At 73.3% G+C, this 26,397-nt stretch carries 19 protein-coding genes; 12 read left to right on the forward strand and 7 right to left on the reverse strand.

Annotation, left to right across the window (positions count from 1 at the left end):
* Window positions 1-34 precede the first annotated feature (34 nt).
* The 11 genes from AW274_RS17905 (at window position 35) to AW274_RS17955 (ending at window position 10,631) form a co-directional block, all read left to right on the forward strand.
* On the forward strand, window positions 35-1,015 hold the full coding sequence (locus AW274_RS17905; protein WP_062433334.1) for a hypothetical protein: 981 nt from the start codon (window positions 35-37) through the stop codon (window positions 1,013-1,015).
* Window positions 1,012-2,211 (forward strand): DUF6716 putative glycosyltransferase, encoded by a 1,200-nt coding sequence (locus AW274_RS17910; protein WP_232320166.1) that lies wholly within the window; start codon window positions 1,012-1,014, stop codon window positions 2,209-2,211. The genes AW274_RS17905 and AW274_RS17910 overlap by 4 nt, the downstream gene beginning before the upstream one ends.
* 91 nt (window positions 2,212-2,302) lie before the next feature.
* Window positions 2,303-3,580: an MSMEG_0569 family flavin-dependent oxidoreductase gene (locus AW274_RS17915; protein WP_062433338.1), complete on the forward strand. Its 1,278-nt coding sequence runs from the start codon at window positions 2,303-2,305 to the stop codon at window positions 3,578-3,580.
* Entirely contained in the window at window positions 3,580-4,395 is an 816-nt protein-coding gene (locus AW274_RS17920) for an amidohydrolase family protein (RefSeq protein ID WP_198169264.1), read from the forward strand. Before AW274_RS17915 ends, AW274_RS17920 begins: the two co-directional genes overlap by 1 nt.
* A gap of 11 nt (window positions 4,396-4,406) precedes the next feature.
* Window positions 4,407-4,919 carry an MSMEG_0572/Sll0783 family nitrogen starvation response protein gene (locus AW274_RS17925; RefSeq protein ID WP_062433344.1) on the forward strand — a complete coding sequence of 171 codons (513 nt, stop codon included), beginning with the start codon at window positions 4,407-4,409 and terminating at the stop codon, window positions 4,917-4,919.
* Window positions 4,919-5,977 carry an MSMEG_0568 family radical SAM protein gene (locus AW274_RS17930; RefSeq protein ID WP_062433347.1) on the forward strand — a complete coding sequence of 353 codons (1,059 nt, stop codon included), beginning with the start codon at window positions 4,919-4,921 and terminating at the stop codon, window positions 5,975-5,977. Before AW274_RS17925 ends, AW274_RS17930 begins: the two co-directional genes overlap by 1 nt.
* 4 nt (window positions 5,978-5,981) lie before the next feature.
* Window positions 5,982-7,409 (forward strand): MSMEG_0567/sll0787 family protein, encoded by a 1,428-nt coding sequence (locus AW274_RS17935; protein WP_232320167.1) that lies wholly within the window; start codon window positions 5,982-5,984, stop codon window positions 7,407-7,409.
* Between the two features lie 9 nt (window positions 7,410-7,418).
* On the forward strand, window positions 7,419-8,243 hold the full coding sequence (locus AW274_RS17940; protein WP_062433351.1) for a carbon-nitrogen hydrolase family protein: 825 nt from the start codon (window positions 7,419-7,421) through the stop codon (window positions 8,241-8,243).
* A gap of 3 nt (window positions 8,244-8,246) precedes the next feature.
* Window positions 8,247-9,068 (forward strand): carbon-nitrogen hydrolase family protein, encoded by an 822-nt coding sequence (locus AW274_RS17945; RefSeq protein ID WP_062433353.1) that lies wholly within the window; start codon window positions 8,247-8,249, stop codon window positions 9,066-9,068.
* Window positions 9,065-10,114, forward strand: a complete 1,050-nt coding sequence (locus AW274_RS17950) for an MSMEG_0565 family glycosyltransferase (RefSeq protein ID WP_062433356.1) — start codon at window positions 9,065-9,067, stop codon at window positions 10,112-10,114. The genes AW274_RS17945 and AW274_RS17950 overlap by 4 nt, the downstream gene beginning before the upstream one ends.
* 124 nt (window positions 10,115-10,238) lie before the next feature.
* A complete protein-coding gene (locus tag AW274_RS17955; RefSeq protein ID WP_157520372.1) occupies window positions 10,239-10,631 on the forward strand; it encodes a hypothetical protein in 393 nt (130 codons plus the stop codon).
* A gap of 69 nt (window positions 10,632-10,700) precedes the next feature.
* Here AW274_RS17955 and AW274_RS17960 read toward each other — a convergent pair whose 3' ends face one another.
* The 5 genes from AW274_RS17960 to AW274_RS39275 form a co-directional block, all read right to left on the reverse strand.
* The gene (locus AW274_RS17960; RefSeq protein ID WP_062433362.1) at window positions 10,701-11,564 is read right to left on the reverse strand and encodes a GerMN domain-containing protein; all 864 of its coding nucleotides are present in this window, start codon (window positions 11,562-11,564) and stop codon (window positions 10,701-10,703) included.
* A 139-nt stretch (window positions 11,565-11,703) separates the two neighbouring features.
* Window positions 11,704-13,026 carry a CHAP domain-containing protein gene (locus AW274_RS17965; RefSeq protein ID WP_062433365.1) on the reverse strand — a complete coding sequence of 441 codons (1,323 nt, stop codon included), beginning with the start codon at window positions 13,024-13,026 and terminating at the stop codon, window positions 11,704-11,706.
* A gap of 70 nt (window positions 13,027-13,096) precedes the next feature.
* A complete protein-coding gene (locus AW274_RS17970) occupies window positions 13,097-14,380 on the reverse strand; it encodes a polysialyltransferase family glycosyltransferase (RefSeq protein ID WP_198169265.1) in 1,284 nt (427 codons plus the stop codon).
* A complete protein-coding gene (locus AW274_RS17975) occupies window positions 14,377-15,315 on the reverse strand; it encodes a glycosyltransferase family 2 protein (protein ID WP_062433368.1) in 939 nt (312 codons plus the stop codon). The genes AW274_RS17970 and AW274_RS17975 overlap by 4 nt, the downstream gene beginning before the upstream one ends.
* On the reverse strand, window positions 15,312-17,366 hold the full coding sequence (locus AW274_RS39275) for an N-acetylneuraminate synthase family protein (protein ID WP_083974421.1): 2,055 nt from the start codon (window positions 17,364-17,366) through the stop codon (window positions 15,312-15,314). The genes AW274_RS17975 and AW274_RS39275 overlap by 4 nt, the downstream gene beginning before the upstream one ends.
* Before the next feature lie 345 nt (window positions 17,367-17,711).
* On the opposite strand from AW274_RS39275, the gene AW274_RS17990 reads away from it, so the two are divergent.
* A complete protein-coding gene (locus tag AW274_RS17990; RefSeq protein WP_062433372.1) occupies window positions 17,712-18,563 on the forward strand; it encodes an alpha/beta hydrolase in 852 nt (283 codons plus the stop codon).
* Between the two features lie 390 nt (window positions 18,564-18,953).
* Here AW274_RS17990 and AW274_RS17995 read toward each other — a convergent pair whose 3' ends face one another.
* Complete coding sequence (locus AW274_RS17995) at window positions 18,954-20,426, reverse strand: hypothetical protein (protein ID WP_062433375.1); 1,473 nt, start codon at window positions 20,424-20,426, stop codon at window positions 18,954-18,956.
* Window positions 20,423-26,221, reverse strand: a complete 5,799-nt coding sequence (locus AW274_RS18000) for a non-ribosomal peptide synthetase (RefSeq protein WP_062433379.1) — start codon at window positions 26,219-26,221, stop codon at window positions 20,423-20,425. Before AW274_RS18000 ends, AW274_RS17995 begins: the two co-directional genes overlap by 4 nt.
* Window positions 26,222-26,397 lie beyond the last annotated feature (176 nt).

A 26,397-nucleotide genomic window follows, 5' to 3' on the forward strand; every position in this document is an offset into this window, starting at 1 on the left:
CGGCGGCTACCGTGAGCCCGTCGTGAACGGGTCCATGGAGAGTTCTGCGAGTAATGGCGGTTCGTCCGTCGCGTGGGTCGAGTCCCCGCTGCAACTGCTCTGCGTCATCGAGGCGCAGCACGCGGGTCTGCTCGGCGACGACGCCGTCGTCGTTCCGCGTTCGGGCCTGCCCGCGCTTCGGCTGACCCGCAACGAGATCGCCCGCCTGGCGCTGCCCGACGGGCTCAGCTTCGCCGAGCCGTCGGCCAAGATGCCCAAGCCCGGCCGGTCGTGGGCGGTCGGCGACGCCTTCTCCGGCCGCGTCCAGCTGAGCCTGCTCACCTCTCCGGTACGCCGCCTGCTGCTCGTCGACGACGGGCTGGCCACCATCCGGCTCCTCGAACTGCTCGCCGGCCGCCGCCCGCTGCTGCGCGCCCGCGCCGTGCCGGGCGCCGCGCGCACCGCCATGGGGACGGTCGCCGGGCTGCGGCTGCGCCGCCTGGCCCGCCGCGGCCGCCTCACCGTCTTCACCGCGCTGCCGGTGCCCGACGAGGTCGCCGACGCCGTCCGCGACCTGGGCGCGGCCGTCGTCCGGCACGACTTCCCGTGGTTGCGCAGCCAGCCCGGCAGGCGCCCCCCGGCCGAGAAGACCGTCGTGCTCGGCACCTCGCTGGTGCGCAACGGGCTCATCCACCGCGAGGCCTACGTCAAGTGGCTGACCGGGCTCGAGGAGCCCGTCGCCTACTACCCGCACCGCCGCGAAGACCCCAAGGACCTCGACCGGGTCCGCCGCATCGACGGCGTCACGGTCTACGAGAGCGGCGCGCCCGCCGAGATGACGCTGCGCGACCTGCGTCCCGGCCAGCGGGTGCTCAGCCTTCCGTCGACGGCGGTCACCTCTCTCCGTATCCTGCTGCGGGCACGCGGCGTCTCGGTGGAGACCGTCGAGGTCCCCGACGAATGGTGGACCGCCTCGGCGGGCCCGTCGCTCCGCTCCCACCTCCAGCTGTTCGCACACGAAAGAGTCGCTCCTTGATCCGCGTTTTCGCCGTGGCCGATTCCGACTCCTACCTGAAATGGGCCGCGGGGCTCGTCGCAGGGGCGCCCGGCGACTGGAAGCTCGAACTCGCCGTGGTGCGCACCCCCATCGCGCCCTCCGAGTCGCAGATCGCCGCCGCCGTGAGCGGCACCCGATTCCACGACGTGCCGACGCTCGGCGCGCGGGCGCTGCGCAAGGCCGCCGAACGGTTCCGCCCCGACGTGATCCTGGTGTCGTGCACCGGCCCGGTCGTCGACGCGCTGGTCAGCGAGGTCCTCGCCGGCCTGAAGCCGCGCCCGGTGTTCGTCACCGGCCTGCCGGGCATCTCGGTCCCGGCGACCGAGAAGGCCTGGATCTACCGCAGCGGCTGCGACCTGTTCATCCTCCACTCCGGCCGCGAGGTGCGGGAGTTCGGCGAGATCGCCCGGCGGCTCGGCGGCGGCGGCCAGGTGGCGCTGGCCCGGCTGCCCTACCTCGACCTCACCGGCCACCCCGCGGCCGGCGAGACCCGCGACCGGGTCGTGTTCGCCACCCAGGCCAAGGTGCCGGTGCGGCGCGACGACCGCGAGAGCGTGCTGCTGTCGCTGAAGGTGCTCGCCGAGGCCCGGCCCGACCTGCGGGTGGTCGTCAAGCTGCGGGCCCGCGACGACGAACGCCAGACCCACAACGAGAAGCACCACTACGAGCGGCTCTGGAACACCATGGCGGCCGAGGGCCGGGTCCCGGCGGGCCTGCTGTCGTTCGAGGCCGGGCCGATGCACGAGCACCTGGCCCGCGCCCACGGCTTCGTCACCGTCTCCTCCACGGCGGCGCTGGAGGCCATCGCGCAGGGCGTGCCGCTGCTGGTGCTGTCGGACTTCGGGGTCAGCGCCGAGATGATCAACCTGGTGTTCGAGGGCTCCGGCTCGCTCGGCACGCTCGACGACCTCGCCAAGGCCGGCTTCCGCACCCCGACCCCCGAGTGGTGCGCGGCCAACTACTTCCACGAGGCCGCCCACAACGACTGGGCGATCCGCACCCTCGCGCTCGTCGAGGCCGCCCGCGCGGGCGCCCTGACCCCGTCGTCGTCGCTGCTCGACGGCCCCCAGCACGCCGCCGCCCGCCGCCGCGCCCGGCTGCGCATCGAGGTGCCGCCCAAGGTGCTGCGCTACGGCTACCGCGCCAAGAAGAAGATCCGCAAGCTGCTCAAGTAACCACGCCCCGTCACGGCGCGTGCGCACCCGTTGACGGGGATTTGTTCCGGATGACATCGATCGGCAACGGCCCGCTCATGCACTGAGGGGCATGAGAGTCGACGGTTCCGCCCACCCGGTGGTCGTGGTCGGCGGCGGGCAGGCCGGGCTGGCGATGAGCCACTGCCTGACCCGCCTGGGCGTCGGTCACGTCGTGCTGGAGCGTGGCCGCGTCGGTGAGTCGTGGCGCTCCCGGCGCTGGGACTCCTTCTGCCTGGTCACCCCGAACTGGCAGTGCGACCTGCCCGGACACCCCTACGCGGGCGGCGACCCCGGCGGCTTCATGGTCCGCGAGGAGATCGTCGCCTACCTGGAGGACTACGCCGCCTCGTTCGCGCCGCCCGTGCGCGAGCGGGTGACGGCCACCCGGCTGACCGCCGTCGAGGGCGGGTTCGCCGTCGCCACCGACCGGGGCGTCCTCACCGCCGGGCAGGTGGTGGTCGCGACCGGGCCCTACCAGACGCCGGTCGTGCCGCGCCTGGCCGAGCGGCTCACCGTGCCGTCGCTGCACTCCGACGCCTACCGCGCCCCCGGCGACCTGCCCGGCGGGCCGGTGCTCGTCGTGGGCAGCGGGCAGTCGGGCTGCCAGATCGCCGAGGACCTGTTCCTGGCCGGGCGCACCGTGCACCTGGCCGTCGGCACCGCGCCCCGGGTCGCCCGCCGCTACCGGGGGCGCGACGTGGTCGAGTGGCTCGACCTGATGGGCCACTACGACCGGCCGATCACCGAGTTCGACGACCCTGACGCGGTGCGGGCCCGCGCCAACCACTACGTGACCGGGCGCGACGGCGGACGGGACATCGACCTGCGCGCCTTCGCCCTGCGGGGCATGCGCCTCCACGGACGGCTCACCGGCATCACCGGGGGCCGGTTCGAGTTCGCCGACGACCTGGAGGCCAACCTCGACCACGCCGACGCGGTCTCCGAGGGCGTCAAGGACTCCGTGGACGCGTACATCGCCTCGAACGGGATCGCCGCCCCCGTGGAGGAGCGCTACGTGCCGGTGTGGCGGCCGCCGGCGGGGACCTCGGCGGTGCGCGCCGACGAGATCGGCTCGGTCGTCTGGTGTACGGGCTTCCGGCGGGACCACTCGTGGATCAGGGTGCCCGTGTTCGACGGCACCGGCTACCCCGCCCACACACGCGGGGTGACGCGCTGGCCCGGTCTCTACTTCCTCGGCCTGCCGTGGCAGCACACGTGGGGCTCCGGCCGCATCGTGGGGGTCGGCCGCGACGCCGAGCACCTCGCCGGGCACATCGCCACCCACCTCGCCGGACGCGCGCCCTCGGCGTCCGGCTACCACGTCCACCCCGAGCTGCTGGGGACGTGATGATCCGAGACGCCCATCGCCACCTGGGAATCCTGCCCGCGTACCCCTTCTACGGCGGGCCGCCGGTCCGCCCCGACGTCGGCGCCCGCGCCACCATTGCCGAGCTGCTGCGCGACCTCGACCGCGAGGGCACCGAGCGGGCGCTGGTGATCCCCAACTACGGCGTGCCCGACCCGGCCGTCGCGTTCTCCTTCAACGAGCTGTGCGTCGAGGCCGCGGCCCGCGACGACCGGATCCGCGCCGGGTTGTGGGTCTCGCCGCTGCCCTCCGACGAGGCCCGCACGCTCGCCGCGCTCGCCCTGGCCAGCGAGCCCGGGGTCCGGGCGCTGAAGCTGAGCTTCCTGCTCGGCGGACGCCCGGCCGACCCCTCCTGCCGGGCGCTGCTCGACCGGATCTTCACCGTCGCCCGCGACGGCGACCTGGTCGTGCACGTCCACACCTCGCCCGGGGCCGCCTCCGACGTCGACGAGATCGCCCACCTGGTCGAGCGGTACGGCGACGCCGTCGCCATCCACCTCGTCCACTTCGGCGGCGGCGCGTCGGGCCACATCAAGCTCGCCGGGTCGCGGTTCTTCGACTGGGTCGCGGCCGGCAAGCGCGTCTACACCGACCTCTCCTGGGCCATCGGGTTCGCCCCGCGCTGGCTGGCCCACGAGATCGACCGGCGCGGCCTCGGCCACGACCGGTTGCTGTTCGCCAGCGACGAACCCTGGGGCGACCACCCCGGGGAGCACGCCCGGCTCAGCGCCGCCGTGGGGGACGGCGAGCTGGCTCGGCTGGTCTTCCACGACACCTTCGAGAAGCTGTACGGATAGGAGCTTTCGACATGACCGAACTGACGGAGCTGGAGCAGGCCAGCCTCACCGAGATCCCCCACCCGTCGCTGCCCGACGGGTCGAGCCTCTACGGCGAGACGAAGGTCTTCCCCGACTACAAGGCCGAGGACGGCGAGACGTACTTCACGCTGGTGCACGGCATCGCGCACGAGTCGTCGGTCAGCTTCGTGGCGATCCTCCAGGCGACCCGGGCGCTCCGCAAGGGCTTCGAGTCGGCCATCTACTTCTACGGACCAGGGTCGTTGAACTGCCTGGCCACGCGCGGTTTCCCGACGACCGGCAACTCGGCGTTCCCCGGCGAGCACAACATCAACAACTCGCTGAAGACGTTCATCGCCGAGGGCGGCAAGGTGTTCTGCTGCCGGTTCGGGCTGTCGCTGCACGGCGCGCGCGAGGAGGACCTCATCGAGGGGGTCATCCCGACCCACCCGCTCGACGTGCAGGACGCGCTGATCCATTACTCCCGCAAGGGCGCCGTCATCAACTCGACGTACATGTTCTGATGGCCGACCGCGTCTCGACCCGCGTCGACGTGGCCATCCGGGGGGTCCGGCTCGACGCGCCCGTACGGCGGACCGGGGGCGCCGGTCCGTCGGACGACGGGCACCTGCTCGTCGACGGCGCCAACGCGGCGCTGCCCCTCGACCCCGCCAGCCCCTACGTCGTCCGCGACGGGCGCCTCCACCTCGGCGGCACCGACCTGGGGGTGGCCGTCCGGCCGGTCCGGCGGCCCCGCTTCTACGACCTGACGACCGACGACGGCGTGCCCTACGAGAAGATCGCCCGGCTCCACGGGGCCGACGTGCTGGCCACGACCGTGGTGCAGACCTGCGTGCGGTACGCCGAGGAGGACCGCTGCCGCTTCTGCGCCGTGGAGGAGTCGCTGGCGTCCGGCGCGACCGTGGCGGCCAAGACGCCCGCGCAGCTCGCCGAGGTGGCCGCCGCGGCGGTCCGCCTCGACGGGGTGCGGCAGATGGTCATGACGACCGGGACCACCTCGGGCCCCGACCGGGGGGCCAGGGTGCTGGCCCGGTCGGTCCGGGCCGTGCTCGCGGCGGTGCCGGGGCTGCCGGTCCAGGTGCAGTGCGAGCCGCCCGCCGACCTGGCCTGGATCGCGGAGCTGAGGCGGGCCGGGGCGCACGCCATCGGCATCCACGTCGAGTCGCTCGACGACGGGGTCCGGCGGCGCTGGACGCCCGGGAAGGCGGAGACGCCCCTGCGGGACTACTGGGCGGCCTGGGACGAGGCGGTGCGCGTCTTCGGCCGCAACCGGGTCTCGACCTACCTGCTCATCGGGCTGGGGGAGTCGGCCGACGAGCTCGTCGCGGGCGCCTCCGAGCTGATCGCCCGGGGCGTCTACCCCTTCGTGGTGCCCTACCGGCCGCTCGCCGGGACGCTGGGGCGGCGCGACGGCGTACCGGCGCCCCCGGCGGAACTGGTGCGCGACGTGACCGAGAGGGTGGCGGCGATGTTGCGCGGCGCCGGGATGACCGGCGCCGGGCAGGGCGCGGGCTGCGCGGCCTGCGGCGCGTGCAGCGCCCTGGCGACGGCGGGCGGGTGACGGCGTGATCTCCGTCTGCGACGTGCTGCTGCCGGGCCGGCCCGGACCGCCCGCGCACCCCGCGCTCGACGTGCCCGCCCTGCTCGGGGCCGGGCGCGCGCCCGCCCCGTTCGTCGTCGAGGCGACCACCGACCGCGGCCGCCTGTACGCCTACCGGCTGCTGCGCCGCCGGGTCTTCGTCGAGGAGCAGGGCCTGTTCGACGACGACGACCTCGACCACCGCGACGAGGACCCGCGCACCGTCGTGCTGGTGGCCCGCGACGCCGCCGGGACGGTGCTGGGCGGGGTGCGCCTCGGCCCGGAGGAGGACGGGCCCGACATCGGCTGGTGGCGCGGCTCGCGGCTCGTCGTCGACCCGGCGCTGCGCCGGGCTCCCGGCGTGGGGGCCGCGCTGGTGCGGGCGGCGTGCGCGCACGCCGAGGAGGCGGGGGTGCTGCGCTTCGAGGCCGACGTCCAGGATCGGGCCGTTCCGCTGTTCGGCCGGCTCGGGTGGAGTCCGGTCGGGCCCGTGCGGGTCGCCGGGCGGCCCCACCAGCGGATGCGGTGGCCCATCGGGCGGCTCGCCCGCGCCGCCGAGGCCAAGGCCGCGCTCGGGCCGCTGCTGCGCGGGCTCTCGCCCGGCGGGCGCGGCTGGGTCGGCGACGACGCCGCGCCGGTGCCCGGCGGCGACCTGGTCGCCGCCTGCGACGCGATCCTGCCGTCGATGGTCGAACGCGACCCCGACTGGGCCGGGTGGTGCTCGGTGCTGGTCAACCTCAACGACCTCGCGGCGATGGGGGCCGCCCCGGTCGGGCTGCTCGACGCGCTCGGGGCCCGCGACGCCTCGTTCGCGGCGCGGGTGCTGACCGGGCTGCGGCGCGCGGCGAGCGCCTACGACGTGCCCGTCCTCGGCGGGCACACCCAGCTCGGGGTGCCGGCCGCGCTCTCGGTCACCGCGCTCGGGCGCACCGCGTCGCCGGTGCCCGGCGGGGGCGGGCGTCCCGGGCTTCCGGTACGGCTGACCGCCGACCTCGGCGGCCGGTGGCGGACCGGGTACACCGGCCGGCAGTGGGACTCCACCTCCACCCGCACCACCGGGGAACTGCGCGCCATGCTCGGCGCGGTCGGCGCCGCCCGGCCCGCCGCGGCCAAGGACGTGTCCATGGCCGGCGTCGCCGGCACCCTCGGCATGCTCGCCGAGGCGAGCGGCTGCGGCGCGGTGCTCGAACCCGCCCGCGTCCCCCGGCCCGCCGGGGTGACCATGGGCGACTGGCTGACCTGCTTCCCGGGCTTCGCCATGCTCACCGCCGGAGGTCCCGCGCTGCCCGCCGGGCCCGCGACGGGGGCGGAGTGCGGCGCGCTCGTGACCGGGAGCGGGGTGCGGCTGCGCTGGCCCGACGGGGTGGAGACGGAGGGCGTGCACGGCCCGGTCACGGGACTCGGAACGGCCTGAGGAGGACGCATGACCATTCGGCTCGCGGCCGTCGCCGCCCCGTTCGGCCGGGACCTCGACGCCTGTTTCGCCGTGATCGAGGCCCTGGCCGCCAGGGCCCGGTCGGAGGGGGTGTCGGTGCTGGCGCTGCCCGAGGCGTGCCTGGGCGGCTACCTGGCCGACCTCGGCGGCTCGGCCGCCGGGCCGCCCGCGCTGCGCCGCGACGGCCCGGAGCTCGACCGCCTGGCCCGCATCGCCGGCGACCTGGTGATCTGCGCGGGTTACTGCGAGGCCGACGGGGACGCCCGGTTCAACTCCGTCGTCTGCCTCACCGGCGACGGCGTGCTCGGCCACCACCGCAAGGTCCACCAGCCGCTGCGCGAGGACCGCAGCTACGCGGCCGGCGACGGCTTCACCGCCTTCGACACCCCGGCCGGGCGCATGGGCATGATGATCTGCTACGACAAGGCGTTCCCCGAGTCGGCCCGGTCGCTGGCCCTCGACGGCGCGGAGATCGTCGTCTGCGTGTCGGCCTGGCCCGCCAGCCGCACCGACCCCGCGCCCGATCTGGCCGACGACCGGTGGACCCGCCGGTTCGACCTGTTCGACCAGGCGCGGGCGCTGGAGAACCAGGTGGTGTGGGTGTCGGCGAACCAGTCGGGCGCCTTCGGCGACCTGCGGTTCGTCGGCCGCGCCAAGATCGTCGGGCCGGGCGGGGAGATCCTCGCCGCGACCGGCGTCGAGGGCGGGTTCGCCGCCTGCGACGTCGACGTGCCGGGCGTGCTGGCCGCCGCGCGGCGGTCGATGGGGCACCTGCGGGATCGGCGTCCCGAGGCGTACGCGGCAGGATCGTGACCCGTGCTCCGCATCGCCGCCGCCTCCGCGCACTTCGGCCGTGACCTGGAGTTCGACCTCCAGCGGGTCGCCAAGCTCATCGCCGACGCGCGCCAGGAGGGCGCCGGGCTGCTCGTGCTGCCCGACGCCGCCCTCGGCGGCTACCTCGCCGACCTGCGCGACCCCGACCCGGCCGCGCTGCCGCCCGCCCTTGGTGCCGACGACCCGCTGATCAAGCGGGTCGCCGGGCTGGCCGCCGAGATGGTGGTCTGCGTCGGCTACCGCGAGGCCGACGGGGAGGCGCGCTACAACGCGGCCGTCTGCGTGCACGGCGACGGCGTGCTCGGCCGCCACCGCAAGGTGCACCTGCCGGCCGGGGAGGTCGCCGCCTACGCGCCCGGCGACCGCTTCGACGCGTTCGACACCCCGGTCGGGCGGATCGGCATGCTGATCGACTACGACAAGACCTTCCCCGAGTCGGCCCGGTCGCTGGCCCTCGACGGCGCGCAGATCCTCGCCTGCCTGTCGGCCTGGCCCACCAGCATCACCAACCGGGCCCCGCGCATGGCCCAGGACCGCCAGTCCCGCCTGTTCGACCTGTACGACTGCGCCCGCGCCGCCGAGAACCAGGTCGTGCTGGCCTCCTCGAACCAGACCGGGTCGATGGGCGGGATGCGGTTCCTCGGCCAGGCCAAGGTGGTCGGCCCCGGCGGCGACATCCTGGCCCGGACGTGGTCGAAGGCCGGCCTCGCGGTCGCCTCGGTCGACGTGGCGGCCGAGATCGCGCAGGCCCGCCGGGTGCTGCGGCACATCGGCGAACGGCGGCCGGAGGCGTACCGGGCATGAGGATCGCGCTGCTGACCTACTCGACCCGGCCCCGGGGCGGGGTCGTGCACACCCTGGCCCTGGCCGAGGCGCTGGCCGCCCTCGGGGAGGAGGCCGAGGTGTGGGCGCTGGGACGCGGCGGCGACCGCCGGTTCTACCGGGACGTGCGGGTGCCCGTCCACGTCGTCGACTGCCCCGACGTGCCCGGCGAGACGGTGGGGGAGCGGGTGCTGCGGTCGATCGACCTGCTGCGGGCGGCGTTCACGCCGTCGGCGTACGACGTCGTGCACGCCCAGGACTGCATCACCGCCAACGCGGCCGGGCGCTGCGTGCGGACCGTCCACCACCTCGACCACTTCACCACACCCGAACTGGCCGCCTGCCACGAACGCGCCCTGGTCGAACCGTTCGCGCACGTCTGCGTGTCGTCGGCGGTGGCGGCCGAACTGCGGGAGGGCTGGGGCCTGTCGGCCGGCGTGATCCCCAACGGCGTGGACGCCGAACGGTTCGCCGCCGCCGACGGCTCGGCCTGGCGCGACCGGTTCGGCGCCTACGTCCTGACGGTCGGCGGCATCGAACCCCGCAAGGGCTCCCTCGACCTGCTCGAAGCGCACGCCCTGCTGCCGGAGTATCCGCTGGTAGTGGCGGGCGGCGAGACGCTGTTCGACTACCGGGGCTACCGCGCCGAGTGGGAGGCCCGCGCCGCCGGACTGGGCGTCGAACCGGTCGTGCTCGGCCCGGTGCCCCACGACGACCTCCCGGGCCTGGTCGCGGGCGCGGCGGCGTTCGCGTTCCCGTCGACGAAGGAGGGCTTCGGCCTGGCCGCGATGGAGGCGCTCGCGGCCGGGGTCCCGCTGGTCGTGCGCGACCTGCCGGTCTTCCGCGAGGTCTTCACCGGCGCGGCCCTGTTCGCGACCGACCTCGCCTCGCTCGCGGCGGCGCTCCACGAGGCGATCACGGCCCCGTCGCCGGAGCGGGTGGCGAACGGAAAGGCGCTGGCCGCCCGGCACACGTGGCGCCGGGCGGCCGAGGCCCATCTGGAGTTCTACCGGGCGTACCTGACGTGACAGCCTCAGGCGTCGGCCTCGCAGGCCGTCTCGGTCTCCGCCGTGCACCGGTCGAAGCCGCCGACCCCGTTGGCCGTGTCGATCCCGTCGTTGCCCTTCAGGATGTCGTCGTCGGCGCCCCCCGTTGAGCCCGTCGCGGCCCGAGCCGCCGTTCAGGACGTCGAGCCCGGCGCCGCCCCGCACGGCCGACTGGAACCCGGTGCCGTTCGAGAACGTGTCGTCGCCCCCGAGCAGCGAGACGTCCAGGAACTGGATGGCGCTGGAGCACTGGGCCACCGCGCCCGACTTGACGCACCCCGCGCCGACGACGATCCCCGACGTGGAGTCGACGGTCAGCGTCCCCGAGAGGAAGCTGACGTTGACCGTCTCCCCGTCGCCGGTGCCGACGATGAAGAGCGTCTTCCCGGAGACGTGGACGGACGTGTCCGTCGCCGCCTGCGCGGGACTCGTGACCATCACCAGGCCGGCCGCGACCAGCGCTAACGCGGTGATGATCCGTTTTGCGAGTGACATGTGATTTCCCCCGTCTGGTTGTTGACGGGGTCCAGGAAACCGCGGAAGCCGGTGGGCGTCTGCGGACAAATACTCACGGCTCCAGGGACTCGGGGATGGAGTCGCTGTTGCCATTGGGCCGCTCGGTCTTCCCGGCCGCGTCGTAGATCTTGACCCACTTCACCGTCGGGAACTGCTTCAGGGTCGCGTTGAGGTGGTTGGCGACGGTGAAGGTCGCGCCGCCGCTCTTCACCTTGCCCGTCAGGTAGACCCGCGCGACCTTGTTCGTCACGGTCAGCTTGCTGTAGCCGGTCGCGCCGGAGTTCACGAACCGCAGCCCGGCCGCCTGCTCGGCCGCCGTCGGCCCGGCGAAGAGCCGCTGGAGCGCGCCGTTGGCGGTGCTGGGCGGGATCACCGGCCGCGACACGGCCTTGAGCTTCGGCTCGCGGGGCAGGTCGAGGAAGTACGCCTTCACCGGGACGGTCCGGTAGTTGACGGTGAAGTCGACGACGACCCGGCTCGGCTTGGTCAGCGTGTACATGCGGAAGGGCACCTTCTTGGCCAGCCCGACGCCGAACGACAGGGTCGCCTCCCAGTCGCCGGTCCTGACCACCTGGACGATCCCCGGCAGGGCGTACGTCCGGCGGGCCGCGCCGTAGGTCGAGCCGCCCGAGTCGTTGTGCCCGCGGGCGTCGAAGAACCGCAGGGCCAGCTTGGCCGCGCCGGGCACCGGCACGGTGTGGCCCGAGCCGTCTTCGATCAGCTTGGGCACGTACTCCGCGATGCGCGTGGGTGGCAGCCCGTTGCGGAACTCGAAGACGAGGCGGTCGACGCCGGGGTGGCGGTCGGCCCTGATCGCCACCAGCTGGGGCACGGTGTCGGCCGAGGCTGCGGCGGCGGGGAACAGGACGGCGGGGGCGAGCAGGGCTCCGGTGAGCAGGGAGCGCAGGGTGTTCATGGTCTCTCCGAGGGTTTGTCACGTTCCAGGGACGAGCCGTCCCGGAGCCGTGGGCTCCGGGCGCGGCTGTCCTTAAAGACGCGGCGAACCGCTCATCAGTTCTCCGACCGTATGGAGATGTCGCTTCCCGGCAATCCCGTCAGAACGTCCCGCTGAACGGGCCCGGGTTCGTCACCCCCGCCCCCGGCCCGAACGTGTGCCGCACGCCCGTCTTCGTCGTGACGACGTAGCCGGTCGGCGTGACGGCGATGTCGGCGGCCTCGGCCGAGCCCTCGGGCAGGTCGCCCAGGTGCTTCGCGTCGCCGAAGGCGAACACGTTCCCGGCCACGTCGACCATCACGTAGCCCTTGCCGGTCGCCGTGCCCGACATGGCGACGATCGCGCGCTCGAACGTCGTGGCGTTGCCGAACCACTTCGCCGCGCCGAACGGGTGCACCTGCCCGGCCGAGGTCAGCAGCCAGTAGCCGCCCGTCGTGACCTCGATGTCGACGAACTGGCCGCTGTAGCCCTCCGGCGCATCGGTGATCCACACGCCGGGCCCGTAGACCTGGCCCGTGGAGGTCGTCACCAGATAGCCGTTCGGAGCCGCGTCGATCGCGACCAGCTCACCCTCGGCGGCGGCCGGGCGGGCGACGGGGGGCGCGGCGTCCCCGTACGGGAAGATCTGACCCGACGACGAGAGCAGCCAGTAGCCCGCGCCCGACGGCGTGACGGCGGCGTCGGTGACGCGCCCCGACACCGTCGGGGCCGCGCCGGGCAGGCCGCCGAACACCTGGCCGGTCGAGGTGACCGACAGGTAGCCCGCGCCGAACGGCCGGGCGCCGCCGCCGTTCACCATCGCCGGGTAGTCGGCCGGGCCGCCGTCGGTCGACAGGATGCCGATGTTCTTCTTCGCGTGGACGACCCCCGCGACGCTGTAGGACGCCCAGAACGAGTCGAGCCGCCCGCCGTGCCAGCGCATCGGGTTGCGCACCACCTGGGAGTTCTGCCCGACCGTGACGACGTTCCTGGTGCCGTCCTTGTTGACGGTGACGCGTTCGACCACGACCACGTGGCCGGCCGCGCCGCTGCGGTTCATGACGACCATGTCGCCCGGCACGATCGCCTTGATCGAGCCGTTGGCCTGCCGCTCCATGCCGAGCGCCGCCGCCCGGGTGAAGATCTGCGAGGCGATGCCGACACCGGAGAAGATCCCCGAGTGCCAGCCGCGCTTCAGGTAGAAGCGCTGCGGCAGTTCCACGCACTGCCACCAGTTGTAGGAGACGCCGCCGACGTGGCGTTGGCCGGCGCAGCTCGTGGCGGTGCTGGCGCCGCAGACGGGCACGCCGCCGCCGGCGAACCAGGAGGTGCCCGCGAGTCTCAGCGGAGCCCCCGCCGCCGACGCCTCGGCCGGCACGGTGGGGGCGAGCACGCCGGCGGCGGCCATTCCGCCGGCGATGATCTGTTTGAGAGGGGTGGACATGACGGCAAGAGTGCCGAAACCTCACGTCACAGAATGTGTGGAATACCCCTTTGGTATCACCCGGAACCGATCAGCCTTTGACGATCTGCTTCAGCCGGGCGAGGCCGGTCTTCGGCGGCGGCGGGGGCGGCGGCGCGGGTTTCTCGATGAGGCCCAGCGCCTCAAGGCGCTTCTTCTTGAAGTAGCGCATCGGGCCGTTGGCCCTGACGTACGCGTCGGCCGCCGCCCGCAGCCCCGGGTGGGCGGCGCTCTGCATGCAGTAGGCGACCGCGTCGACCAGACCGGCCGGATCGGCGACCGCCGGGTCGGTCAGCGTGCCGTCGGCGTCGAGGCGGGGGACCGTCGCGTCGACGATCGTGACGGGCACCCGGTTGCTGTTCTCGTACGGCGTCAGCCGCTCCAGCAGCAGGTCTGCCCCCATCGTGGCGACCGGGAGGCCGAAGAAGCGGCGGGCCGTCATCAGCGCCGTGGAGAAGCAGCTCACCACCAGTCGGGCGCGGCGGGCGGCGAACAGCACCTCGGCCGGGACCTCGTCGGGCGCCACCGTCAGGGTCGCGTTCAGGCCCGCCGCGATCTGGGCCAGCTCACGGCCCTGGCGGCGGCCGGCGGCCGGGTGGGGCTTGAAGACGATCGACCGGTGGCCGCGCGCGACGACGCCGCGGACCATGTCGGCGTGCAGCTTGAACTCCTCGTCGGGGGTGAGGATGCCCAGCGACGACAGGTACTGGCCCAGGACGATCGCCTCGCCCTCGGGCATCGGCCCCGACGCCGCCGCGACCCGGCCGACGACGTCGGTGAACGCCCCAGCGGGCACGGCCTGGGCCGGCACGCCGTATTCGGTCAGCAGCAGCGGGGTCTGGCCGGGCACCAGGTCGAGGTGGAGCAGCCGGGTGATGCGCTGGGAGATCTCGCCCGGGAGCACGTCGCGGGTCGGGCTGTGGGCCATCAGGCCGTCGGAGTAGATCGTCAGCATGGCGTCCTTGAACAGGCCCGGCAGGGCCCGCGCGGGCGGCACGATGACCGACTCCAGCACCATCTCGTCGATGTGCTCCAGGCCCATCGCCCTCTGCAGTAGGCGGCCCAGCATGGGGGTCTCGATCGAGCGGGGCTTCCAGTCTGACGGGTGGAGCGGTGCGATGATCTCGTTCCACGAGACGATCCGGTCGAAGCGGTCGCGCAGCGCCCCGAACCCGGGCGCCTCGTCGAGGCCGAGCGCGGCCTCGGGGATCGGGGCGTTGTTGGTGACGATCAGGACCCGCTCGGCGGAGCCCGGCGGGCCGAACGCCCCGGCGTCGACCGCCGCCGCCAGGGACATGGCGCCGAAGAACCGCGAGGCGTGGAAGACCTGCGTCACGAAACCTCCAATAGCCGGGCGAGGTGCTCCCGGCGGTCGGGCTCGATGGCGTCGAAGCTCTCCCTGACCATCGCCTCGGGCAGGCGGCCCAGCCGGTCGGCCCCGCGCGCCTCGAACTTCGCCAGGATCTCGGGCGTGAACCGCTCGCGGTTGGCCAGGTGGTTGTCGAGCAGGGCCAGGAAGGTGCGCACCACCTTCGGCAGGAACCGCTCCTCCACCTCTTCGAAGACGAGGTCGAAGGCGTCGAAGAAGTGCAGCTGCCGCTCGTCGCCGATCTGGGTCAGCGACTGCGGCACGCCCCGGCGGTAGAAGACCCCGGCCAGCGAGACCGCCGCGAACGAGCGGGCCCGCTGGTGCAGCCGCCAGATCCACGGCCGGTCTTCGGCGGTGTGCAGGCCGCCGGGGAAGGTGAGCAGGTCGCCGAGCGACTCGCGGCGGTAGACGCCGGCCCACGCGTAGGGGTAGTCGACCATCGTCTTGGCGTCGGGCGGCAGGATCGACTCACGCGGGTCGAGCACCACCCCGCGCCGGGCGACCGGCGCGCGGTGGGTCTCTCTCTTCAGGCCGTTCACCTGGACGTGGTCGACCCGGACGAAGTCGCAGCCCAGGCCGTCGATCGCGGCGACCAGGTCGGCCAGGTAGCCCCGGCCGATCCAGTCGTCGCCGTCGAGGAAGGTCACGTAGCGGCCGGAGGCCAGCTTCAGCCCGGTGTTGCGGGCGTCGGCCAGCCCGACCGGCACCTGGTTGCGGATCAGGTGCAGGCCGGGGAGTTCCGTGCGGAACTCGTCGGTGATCGCGCCCGTGTCGTCGGCCGAGCCGTCGTCGACGACGATGTACTCGAAGTCGGCCCGCTGGTTGCGGACCAGCGACGTGAGCGCGTCGGCGATGAAGGGCGCGCCGTCGCGGACCGGGACGATCACCGAAAGGCTGATCACACGGTCACCCTGCGCAGGCGGGCCCGGGGGGCCTCCTCGCCGGGGAAGACGCGCTTGACGCCGTCGCCCAGGGCCTTCTCGATGATGCGGATGTCGCGGACGAGGTGCTCCAGGCCGCTCGGCTCCAGCGAGGCGGCGTGGTCGGAGCCCCACATCGTGCGGTCGAGCGTGATGTGGCGCTCGACCGTGACGGCGCCGAGGGTGACGGCCGCCAGCGAGATCTGCAGGCCGCGCTCGTGGCCCGAGTAGCCGACCGGGACGCCGTAGCGCTCGCGCAGGGTGATGATCGTGCGCAGGTTGGCCTCCTCGGGAGGCAGCGGGTAGGTCGAGGTGGCGTGCATCATGACCAGGTTCTGGGTGCCCAGGATGTCGACGGCGGCGTCGATCTCCTCGAGGGTCGACATGCCGGTCGAGAGCAGGATCGGCTTGCGGGTCTCGGCCAGCGCGCGCAGCAGCTCGTGGTCGGTGATCGACGCCGAGGCGACCTTGTGGGTCAGCACGTTCATGTTCTCGAGGAACTCCACCGACGGGACGTCCCACGGCGAGGCGAACCAGTCGATGCCCTTCTCGGCGCAGTAGAGGGCGATCTGCTGGTATTCGTCCTTGCCGAACTCGGTCCGGATCTTGTACTCCATGTAGGTCATCTCGCCCCACGGAGTCTGCCGGATCTGCGAGCGCTGCTCCATGGGCACGCAGATCTCGGGGGTGCGCTTCTGGAACTTCACCGCGTCGCAACCGGCCTCGACGGCCACGTCGATGAGCTTCTTGGCGATCTCGACGTCGCCGTTGTGGTTGATGCCGATCTCGCCGATGACGTAGACCGGGTGGCCCGCGCCGAGCAGCTTCTCGCCGATGGCGACGGCCTTCGGCTCGACCGTGACGGCGCGCGGCCGCAGGATCGGGGCGGGGGTGTCGGCGGCCTTGGGACGGGCGGCGAGCACCCGGTCGGCCAGCTCGCGGACGGCGCCGGCGCCGCCGCTCTGCGTCAGCACGACCCGGGCGGCCTTGCGCACCTCGGCGTGGGCCTCGGGGACGGTGATCGGCCAGCCGACCAGCGCCATGCAGCCGAGGTCGTTGACGTCGTTGCCGACGTAGGCGACCCGCTCGGGGTCGAGGCCCTCGATGGCCAGCCAGTCGGCCAGCGCGCTCCGCTTGGCCGACAGGCCCTGCAGCACCGGCACGCCGAGCTTGCGGGCGCGGGCGGCCACGACCGGGTTCTGCTCGGTCGACAGGACCAGCACCTTGACGCCCGAGCGCAGCAGCAGCGAGACGCCCATGCCGTCGGCGCGCGAGACGGAGACCATCTCGCGGCCCTCGGAGTCGACGAACGCGCGGTCGTCGGTGTGCACGCCGTCGAAGTCGGTGACCACGGCGTCGACGTCGATCGGCAGCGGCGTGTCGACCACGTGGGCCAGCGCACGCACGATCTCGAGGTCTTCGGGGGTGTCGATCTCGTGGGCGGTCACGCTCCTGACCGGCTGCACGGCGACGGTGCCGAAGAAGCGGTGACCGGCCTCCAGGAAACCCTGGGCGCGCATGGCGTAGAAGGCGCCGGTCTCGCGGAAGTGGGGCTCGCGGTCCTGGCGGCGCGGGCGGGTCGCGGGGTCGTGGTTGACGCCCTCGCCGCCCTCCGTCCAGATGAACTCGTAGGTCTCCAGACCGGAGAACACGACGTCGGCCTCGCCCGACAGCACCTTCGCCACGGCGGCGTCGACGTCGGCCGGGTCGATGAACGCGCTGGTGCACTGGACGAGCAGGACGACCTCGGGGGTCTCGTCGAGCGACGACAGGGCGTGCAGGACGGCCGACTCGCTCGACGCGGTCGACCCCGCGATGTCGGCGGGACGGTCGACGACCTGGGCGCCGGCGGCCTCGGCGGCGGCGGCGATCCCGTGGTGGTCGGTGCTCACGACCACGGTGTCGACGGACCCGGCGCGGACGAGCGCGCTGACGGCCCGGGAGACCAGGGGGATTCCTCCGACCCGCTCCAGGTTCTTCAGCGGGACTCCCACCGAACCACCGCGGGCGGGGACAACGGCCAGGACTCGCACGGGTCAACTCCTCAAAGGGCGGCAACCCCCCAGGGATGGGGGTCCCAGGAAACCTAGTCACGAGTGTGACCTGAATGGGGTTGCTGAGCTTAACGGTTATGAACGTGCATGTTAACTTTCCGTGCCGTTAGCATCACTTTGATCTCCGTGATCGCGCTGACCTGCCGCTATTTCCCGGCGTTTCAGGGGGTATCGACGTCGTTTACCCATAAATCTTGACCCCTACCCAAATGATCAAAATTTAGATAGAAGACACATATGAGACGTATTTTGCTGGCGGTGAGTTTACCTCTGGTTCTCCTTGCCGCCGGATGCTCCGGCACCCCTCAGGAAAGGCAGGACCCGTTGACCACCGCCCTCACCCCCCGCGTCGCCGGCACCGCCGCCGTCGACGGCCGCCAGGACCTCCTGACGATCGCCTCGGCCGCCCTCGGCCGCGAGGCGCTGGTGTGGGTGCTCAAACCGGCGGGCTGGACGGAGGGCTCGACCGGCTGGCCGGTCCTCTACCTGCTGCACGGCTGCTGCGAGCCGACCGGCGACACCTGGCTGACCAAGGGCGAGGCGGCACGTGTCACCGAGAACCTGAAGGCGGTCGTGGTCGTCCCCGAGGGCGGCGGCGACGGCTGGTACGCCGACTGGCTCGACGGCCCGGCGTGGGAGACCTTCCACCTGAAGGAGATGCTCCCCCTGGTGGAGGACCTCTACGGCGTGGGCGACCGCCGCGCGATAGCGGGCCTGTCGATGGGCGGCCACGGCGCGATGGGCTACGCCGCCCGCAACCCCGGCCTGTTCGAGGCGGCGGCCTCGTTCTCCGGCGTGCTCGACATCAGAATGGACGTCCCCGGTTTCTCGTCCTTCCTGAAGGACAACGGCGCCGACCCCGACCAGCTCTGGGGCCCGCTGCCCGCCCGCGAGGACAACTGGCGCGCCCACAACCCCGCCGACCTCGCCGCGCAACTGAAAGACCTGCGCCTCTACGTGTCGTCGGGCAACGGCGAACCGGGCGAACTCGACGACGGCGGCGGCACCGACTTCGGCGAACAGTCCATCCTCCGCCAGAACCAGCGTTTCCTCCGCGCCGCCCGCCTCGCCGGCCTGACCGTCGAAACCGACCTCTACGGCAACGGCAAACACGACTGGCCCTATTGGACCCGCGCCCTGGAACGCGCCCTCCCCACCCTGTTGCCAGAAGCCTGATCCGTCCCGCCGTCGATGCTCACAACCCTTTTTCCGTTACGGCTCCGCCGGGCCGGCCACCCGACCACGCGCGACCACCCGACCTGCCCGCGCCGGGAATGCGGAGCCCGACACCCCTGAGCTCTGCGGCAGTCGTGCCCGCGCGGGAATGAGAAGGCCCGACGACCCTCGGTTCGTTCGAGCGGTCGGGCCCGCGCGGGCTCGACACCCTAGAGCTCTGCGGCAGTCGTGCCCGCGCGGGAATGCGATGGCCCGACGACCCTTGGTTCGTTCGAGCGGTCGTGCCCGCGCGAATGCGAAGGCTCGACGACCCTCGGTTCGTTCGAGCGGTCGTGTCCGCGCGGGCGTTGTGTCTTTTCTCTTTCTGTGATTTGCCGAAATTTCCGGAAATCAGCGGCCGGACCCCTCGGAGCCCGCCACGACATAGTGGCGAGGGGTGGTCGCCGCCATTCGGCCGGGGAGGAGGCGGAGGCATTCGGTGTGCAATTCCGCCGGGGTCAGCGGCGTTTCCACGCGGCAGACGAGATCTTTGTCGACCGACGCCGGAATGCCGCAGGCGTCCGTCGCCAGTCGGGTCACTTCCGGCAGTGAGATCCATTGTCCGTCGCTGAACACCCAGGAATCGTCCCGCTCAACCGGGACGATTCCTGAAATTTCGGAAATGTCGCAGACATTTCCGTCCCCGGCCGCGATCAATATCTTGGCGATTCCCTCGCCCAGCCTCAGTGTGTCCTGCCGGGGCAGCACACGCGGGTCGGACCACAGGGTCAGGTCGAGTTCGCCGTGCAGGCGGTTGACCCACAACGCCGTCCGGCACGGCAGCGTCGCCTCCGGCAGCCACACGGCCCGCACCTCGTCGCCGCTCGTCGCCGGACGCCCGGTGCGGCCGGCGCCGCTCATGTCGTTGAACACCAGGTCGCGGGCGAAGAACACGCCGCGGTCGCGCTGCACGCGCTCCATGACGGCGATCAGCGCGTCCGCGTCGAAGCGGCTGTTCTGGTACGCCCCCAGCGCCGCCCCCCGCACCCCCGCGAGCACCTCCTCGAAGGAGGCCGACACCGGCACCGGGACCAGCGCGTCCTGGGCCAGGGGGCCGACGTAGGAGCGCAGGTCGGGGCGGAACCGGTTGGCCGAGATCGATAAGACCGCCGTCAGCGGCAGGCCGCCCCGCAGGCCCGACAGCGCCGCGTACGCGGCCAGGACGGCGGCCGAGGCGCTCACCCCGGTCCGGGCGGAGATGCGGGCCAGCGCGCGGGCCGCGCCGGCCGAGCGCACCCGCAGGCGCGGCAGCCGCCACTCGTGCCCCGTGTCGTCGACCGACACGGTGAGCGTCGAGCGCGGCACCCGCGTCAGCGCGCCGTCCCAGTAGCGCAGCGCCGCCTCGGCCCGTTTGCGGCCCGCCGGGGAGGTCTCGGCGAGCGCGACGTCGACGGGCTGCGGGGCGGTGACGGGGTCGAGCGGCTTGCCGACGGCGATGTCGTCCCAGTCGGCCAGCAGCACGGCGAGCCCGGCCGCGTCGGCGGCGCTGTGGGTGGTCACCAGCGTCACCTGGTCGCCCGACACGCCCACCCGCAGCGGCAGCTCGTGCTCCAGGTCGAACCGGACCGTGTGGTCGGCCTCGGGGCCGAGCGCGATCTCGCCGGAGCCGTGCACCCGCTGCACGTCGCCGTGGAAGGTGGTCCGCAGCGACTCGTGCCGGGCCACGAGGCGGCGCACCGCCTCCTCGACCGCGACGCCGGCCGGGAGGGTGCGTACCACCCGGTAGTTCATGTGCTCGGGCGGGTCGGTGCGCACGCAGCGCACCATGTTGGCCTGGCCCATCGTGAGCGGGCCCTCGCGGGCGGGCAGCCCGGAGAAGTTCACTGGGGCCTCCCGTGGACGAGCGCGGCGGCCTCCTCGTCGGAGAGCTCGTCGAGCTCGGCGACGATCATCTCCTCCAGCACGGCGGCCAGCTGCTCCACGGTCGGGGCGTCGAAGATGACCCTGATCGGCACCTCGATCCCGGTGATGGCCTTGATCCTCGCCAGCGCGCGGGCCGCCAGCAGCGAGTGGCCGCCGATGGCGAAGAAGTCGTCCAGCGCGCCGACCCCGGTGAGGCCGAGCACCGAGTCGTACACCTCCGCGACGAGCGCCTCGGCGTCGCCGCGCGGTTCGACGTGCCCGAGCGAGGCGCCCGCGTCGGGCGCCGGCAGCGCCCGCCGGTCGACCTTCCCGTGGGGGGTCAGCGGCAGCGCGTCGAGCCACATCCAGACCGAGGGGATCATGTACGACGGCAGCGCGTCGCCCGTCCATCCGGCCAGGTCGGTCCGGGTGCCGGTGACGTAGGCGACCAGGCGGTCGGCGTCGGCGACGACCACGGCCCCGGTGACCGCCGGATGCGCGGTCAGCCGCAGCTCGATCTCGGCCGGTTCGACCCGGTGGCCGCGCACCTTCACCTGGTCGTCGACGCGCCCGAGGAACTCCAGCCGCCCGTTGGCCAGGAACCGGGCCCGGTCGCCGGTCAGGTAGAGCCGCCCGTCGGGCGTGGGCCGGAACCGCTCGGCGGTCAGCGCGGGCCGGTTCAGGTAGCCGTCGGCCAGCCCGGGGCCGCCCAGGCAGAGCTCGCCCGGCATGCCCGGCGGCACCGGATGCCCGTGGGCGTCCAGCACCCGCGCCACCACGCCCCCGACGGGCCGCCCGATCGACGGGCGCTCCTCGCCGGTCACGTCGCCCGCGGTGGCGATGATGGTGCCCTCGGTCGGCCCGTAGGTGTTCACCAGGCGGATCGACTCGCCGAACCGGGCCCGCCACCGGGCCACGGCCGCGCCGCTCAGCTCCTCGCCGCCGAGGACGACCAGCCGCAGCCCCGGGGGCATCTCGACGTCGAGGGTGACCAACTCGTGGAAGTAGGCCGTCGGCAGGTCGAGCACCGTCACGTCGCGCCCGCGCGGCGAGGCCAGGAAGGCCGGCAGCGTCAGCGGCCCGCCGGGCAGCAGTTCGAGGGTGGCCCCGGCGGCCAGCGCCGGATAGATCTCCTCGGCGTGGGTGTCGAAGGAGTAGGCCGCGAACTGCACCACGTGGTCGCCCGGTGCGAGCCCGTACGCCTCCCGCATCCACGCCACCCGCGTGGCCAGCGCCCGGTGCCCGACCACGACGCCCTTGGGCGTGCCGGTGGAGCCCGAGGTGAACAGCACGTAGGCGGCGTCCTCGTGGCTTCCCCCGGCGGCCTCGGCGCGCAGGAACGCCTTGCGCGCCTCGGGCAGCGCCGGGTCGACGGGCAGGTACGCCGCCCCGGAGGCCCAGGCCCCCAGGAGCGCCCCGATGCCCTCGGGGGTGCGGTCGAGCCCGACCTCCCGGATCGTGCGCCCGTTCTCGTGCACGGCGATCGGCAGTTCCCCGTAGGCGACGACGCGCCCGTCGGTCCGGATGGCGGTCGCGCCGGGCCGTTCGGCGATCTGCCGGGCGATCATCGCGGGCACCCGCTCGGGTTCGGGCAGCGCGGGCCCGTGCCCGGCCTCCTCCAGGAAGGCGAGGTCGGCGTCGGTCAGCAGCGGCAGCTCCGAGAGCCGCCGGGCCGGGTCGGCGACCACGCCGAGCAGCAGCGTCTTCAGCCGGGCGGCCAGGCCCTCGGCGGTGGCGGCGTCGTAGAGCAGGGTGTCGTACTCCAGCTGGACGTGCAGGCCCTCGGGGTCCTGCCAGGCCTCCAGCAGCAGGTCGAACTTGGCCTGGGCGTGCCCGCTCGGCAGGTCGGTCACCGTCAGCCCGGCGAACGGGCGCGGCACCCGGCCGGTCTCGTGGGTGTGCAGGATCGCCATCGTCTGGAAGACCGGCGTCCGGGTCAGGTCGCGCTCCAGCCGGAGCTCGGTGACCAGCTTCTCGAACGGGACGCCGCGGTGCTGGAAGGCGTCCAGGACGGTGGCCCGGGTCGACCGCAGCAGGTCGGTGAAGAGCGGGTCGCCCGACAGGTCGCCGCGCAGCACCAGGATGTCGGTCAGGTAGCCGATCACCGATTCGAGCGCGACCGTGTCGCGCCCGGCGTTGGAGGTGCCGACGAGGATGTCGGTCCGCCCGGTGTGCCGGGACAGGGTGGTCTGGTAGGCGGCCAGCAGCGCCATGAACAGCGTGACCCGGTTGTCGCGGGCCAGCGCGACCAGCCGCTCGGTCTCGGCGAGGCCGATGCGGAAGGAGACCGTCGCGCCCGGCCCGGCGTTGCCCGTGCGGGGCCGGTCGGGGTGCAGGTCGAGCGGGGTGGGGGCGGCCAGCTGCCGCCGCCAGTAGTCGACCGCCGGGCCGGCGTCGCGGGCCCGCTGCCAGACCGCGACGTCGCCGAACTGCAGCGGCACCGGCGGCAGCTCGACGCCGGAGTAGGCGTCGGCGAGCTCGTCGAGCAGGATGTTCAGCGACACCCCGTCGCCGGTGATGTGGTGGGCCACCACGCAGAGCACGTGCGCGCCCGGCGCCTCGACCACGGTGACCCTGATCGCCGGTCCGGCGGTGAGGTCGAACGGGGTGTTGACCCGGTCGGCGACCGGCCGGGCGGGGTCGTCGGCGGTGATCCACTCGATGACCGGGGTGGTGTCGAGGATCGCGACGACGGGCTCGCCGTCGACCGCGGGGAAGCTGGTGCGGAGGATCTCGTGCCGGTTGGCGACCGTGGTCAGGGCGTCCTGGAGCCGGGCGCGGTCGAGGTCGCCGGCCAGGCGCCGGACCATCCACATGTTGAACCCGGCGTCGGTGTCGGGGTGGAGCCGGTTGAGGAACCACAGGCGCTCCTGCCCGGCCGACAGCGGCGGCGTGGTGCCGGCCGGGCGCGGCCGGGGCACGTGGTCGACCGGCGGGCGGGCCGCGTCGACCTCGGCGGCCAGCCCGGCGACCGTCGGGTGCAGGAACACCGTGCTCACCGGCAGCCTGACCGGCAGGCGGGCGATCACCCGGGTGGCCAGCAGCGAGTGCCCGCCCAGGGCGAAGAAGTCGTCGTCGCCCCCCGGGAGCTCCGCGTTGAGCACGTCGGCGAACACCTTGGCGACCAGCCGCTCGGTCCGGGTCTTCAGCATGCGGGCCGGCGCGGCGGTGGCCCCGGCCTTCGGCAGCGCCTTGCGGTCGACCTTCCCGTTGGGGGTCAGCGGCAGCGCGTCGAGCACCACGACCCGGCTCGGCACCATGTACGCCGGCAGCAGCCGCCGCGTCTCGTCGCGCACGCGGGCGGCGTCGCCGGTGACGAACGCGACGATGGTGTCGTCCTGGACGGCGCACACCGCCTGGCCGACCCCGTCGATCGCCTCCAGCACGGTCTCGATCTCGCCGAGCTCGATCCGGTGCCCGCGCAGCTTGACCTGGTTGTCGGTCCGGCCGAGGAACTCCAGGGTCCCGTCGCCGAGCATCCTGACCAGGTCGCCGGTCCGGTAGAACCCGTCGGCGGTGAACCGCTCGGCGGTCAGCTCGGGCCGGTCGTGGTAGCCCAGGGCGACGCCGAGCCCGCCGATGCGCAGCTCGCCGGGCACCCCGATGGGGGCCAGGTCGCCGTGGGGCGCGACGACCCGGACGACCGTGCCCGGAGTCGGGCGGCCGATGCTGATGGCCTCGGCGTCGCGCGGCACGTCCCAGGTGGTCGAGTAGATCGTGGTCTCGGTGGGGCCGTAGCCGTTGATCAGCCGCCGGGTGCGGGCGGTCAGCTCGCGGGCGAGCTTGGGCGGCAGGGGCTCCCCGGCGGTGATCGCGGTGACCGGCGGCCAGTCGGCGGTGAGCAGCACCCGCCAGCCCGACGGCGTCGCCTGCACGTGGGTGACCCCGTGGTCGCGGATGAGGTCGGCGACCACCTGGGCGTCGCGGGCGTCGTCGGCGAACACCAGCCGCCCGCCCGTGATCAGCGGCAGGAACAGCTCGACGGCCGAGATGTCGAACGCGGTGCTGGTGAGCGCCAGCCACACGTCGGCGGGCGTCGACCCGACGACGTCGCGCATGCCGAGCAGCAGGTTCGCCAGCGCCGGGTGCGGCACGACCACGCCCTTGGGCCGGCCGGTTGACCCGGAGGTGTAGAGAATGTAAGCGGGTGCGTCAGAGGAGGTCGGGGTGAAGTCGGCTTCGGGGACGGCGAGGTCCTCGTCGCGCAGCACGACCTCCGCGCCTGAATCTTTCAGAATGTATTCAACCCGCGCCTGCGGGTAGGCCGGGTCGACCGGCAGGTAGGCCGCCCCCGCGAAGTGGGCCGCCAGCATCGCGACGACGGTCTGCACGCCCCGCGAGGTCCTGATCGCGACCAGCCGCGCGGGCGGCAGCGAGGCCGCCACCGACGTCGCCCAGCGCAGCAGCTCGCCGTAGGTGACGTCGTCGACGGCCAGTGCGTCGGGGGTGCGCCCGGCCTGCTCGACGAACAGCGAGGTCCAATTGGCGACGTCGTACCCGGGCGCGCCCCGGCCCTGCTCGGTCAGCCAGGCCCGCTCGGCGGCGGGCAGCAGGTCGGCGGTGTCGAGCGGCCGGTCGGGCGCGTCGAGGAGGGCGGCCAGCAGGGTGGCGAAGCGGGCGCCCATGTTCCGGGCGGTGGCCTCGGTGAACAACTCGGCGGAGTAGATCAGCGAGCCGGTCATGGTGCCGTCGGGGTGCGGCCACAGGTCGAGCGAGAGGTCGCAGCGGGCGCCGGTGAAGCCGCTCGGGAACGCCTCGGCGTCGAGCCCGGGGAGCGGGCTCGACACCGTGTCGGCGGTGTAGCTGTGCAGGGCGAACATGGTCTGGAAGACCGGCGTGCGGCTCAGGTCGCGGGGAAGGCCGAGCTCGGCGATGACGCGCTCCAGCGGCACGTCGGCGTGGGACATGGCCTCGATCAGCGTCCGCCGGGTCGCCTTGACCGCCTCGGCGAACGTGCCGGCCGGGGCTAATCGGAGCGGCAGCGTGTTGGTCAGGTGGCCGATGACCTGCTCCAGGCCGACGTCGTCGCGGCGGGAGACCGGGGTGCCGACGCAGAAGTCGTCCTGGCCGGAGTGCCGCGCCAGGAACACCGCGAACGCGGTCAGGTAGAGCATGAACGGCGTGGCCCGCATGGCGCGCGCCGTCTCGGCGGCCCGTACGGCGGTCGCGGCGTCGATCTCCACGATCACCTCGCCGCCCGCGCCGCCGCGCCGGGCCGGGCGCGGCAGGTCGGTCGGCAGGTCGAGCACCGGCACGTCGCGCAGCCGCTCGACCCACCAGCTCGTGTGCCCCGCCTCGGGCGCGTGGACCTGCGGTTTCAGTGGTGGGAGCGCTCCAGTTCCGCCGTACGCGTCGGCCAGCTCGCGGGCCAGCACCGCCACCGACAGGCCGTCGGCGATGATGTGGTGCAGCGCGACGGCCAGCACGTGGTCGTCGGGGGCCAGCTCGATCAGCACGACCCTGATCGGCGGTTGCGACAGGTCCATCGGCGTGTTCGCCAGGTCGCGCACCATCTCCCGCGCCCGGCCGGGATCGGCCGCCGTGAGCCGGGTGATCGGCACCGGGCCCGGCGGCAGCACCTCGGCGGCCGCGGTGGGGAAGCGGGTGCGCAGGTTCTCCTGCCGGGCGGCCGCGGTCTCGAACGCCAGGGCCAGCCTCGGGACGTCGAGGGGGCCGCGCAACCGGTAGGCGTGGCAGGTCGTGTAGGACGGGTCTTCGGGGTCGAGCTGGTGCAGGAACCAGAGGCGTTCCTGCCCGGGGGAGAGGGCGCGAGCCAAAGGGGGAACCGCCAAACTAAAACTGGAAAGTTTGCTTACAGTTAGCGAGATCGCCGTCAGTGAACCACGCGGACGGAGGGGCCGACAAGACCTCCTCCCGGTCATTGTCCGCACGTGGCGGGCCGTGCGAGACTGACGATCTCCGCTTAACTGTAAAGACTATTTACAGTAAGGGA

The sequence above is a fragment of the Herbidospora daliensis genome, from assembly GCF_001570585.1.
Taxonomy (GTDB): domain Bacteria; phylum Actinomycetota; class Actinomycetes; order Streptosporangiales; family Streptosporangiaceae; genus Herbidospora; species Herbidospora daliensis.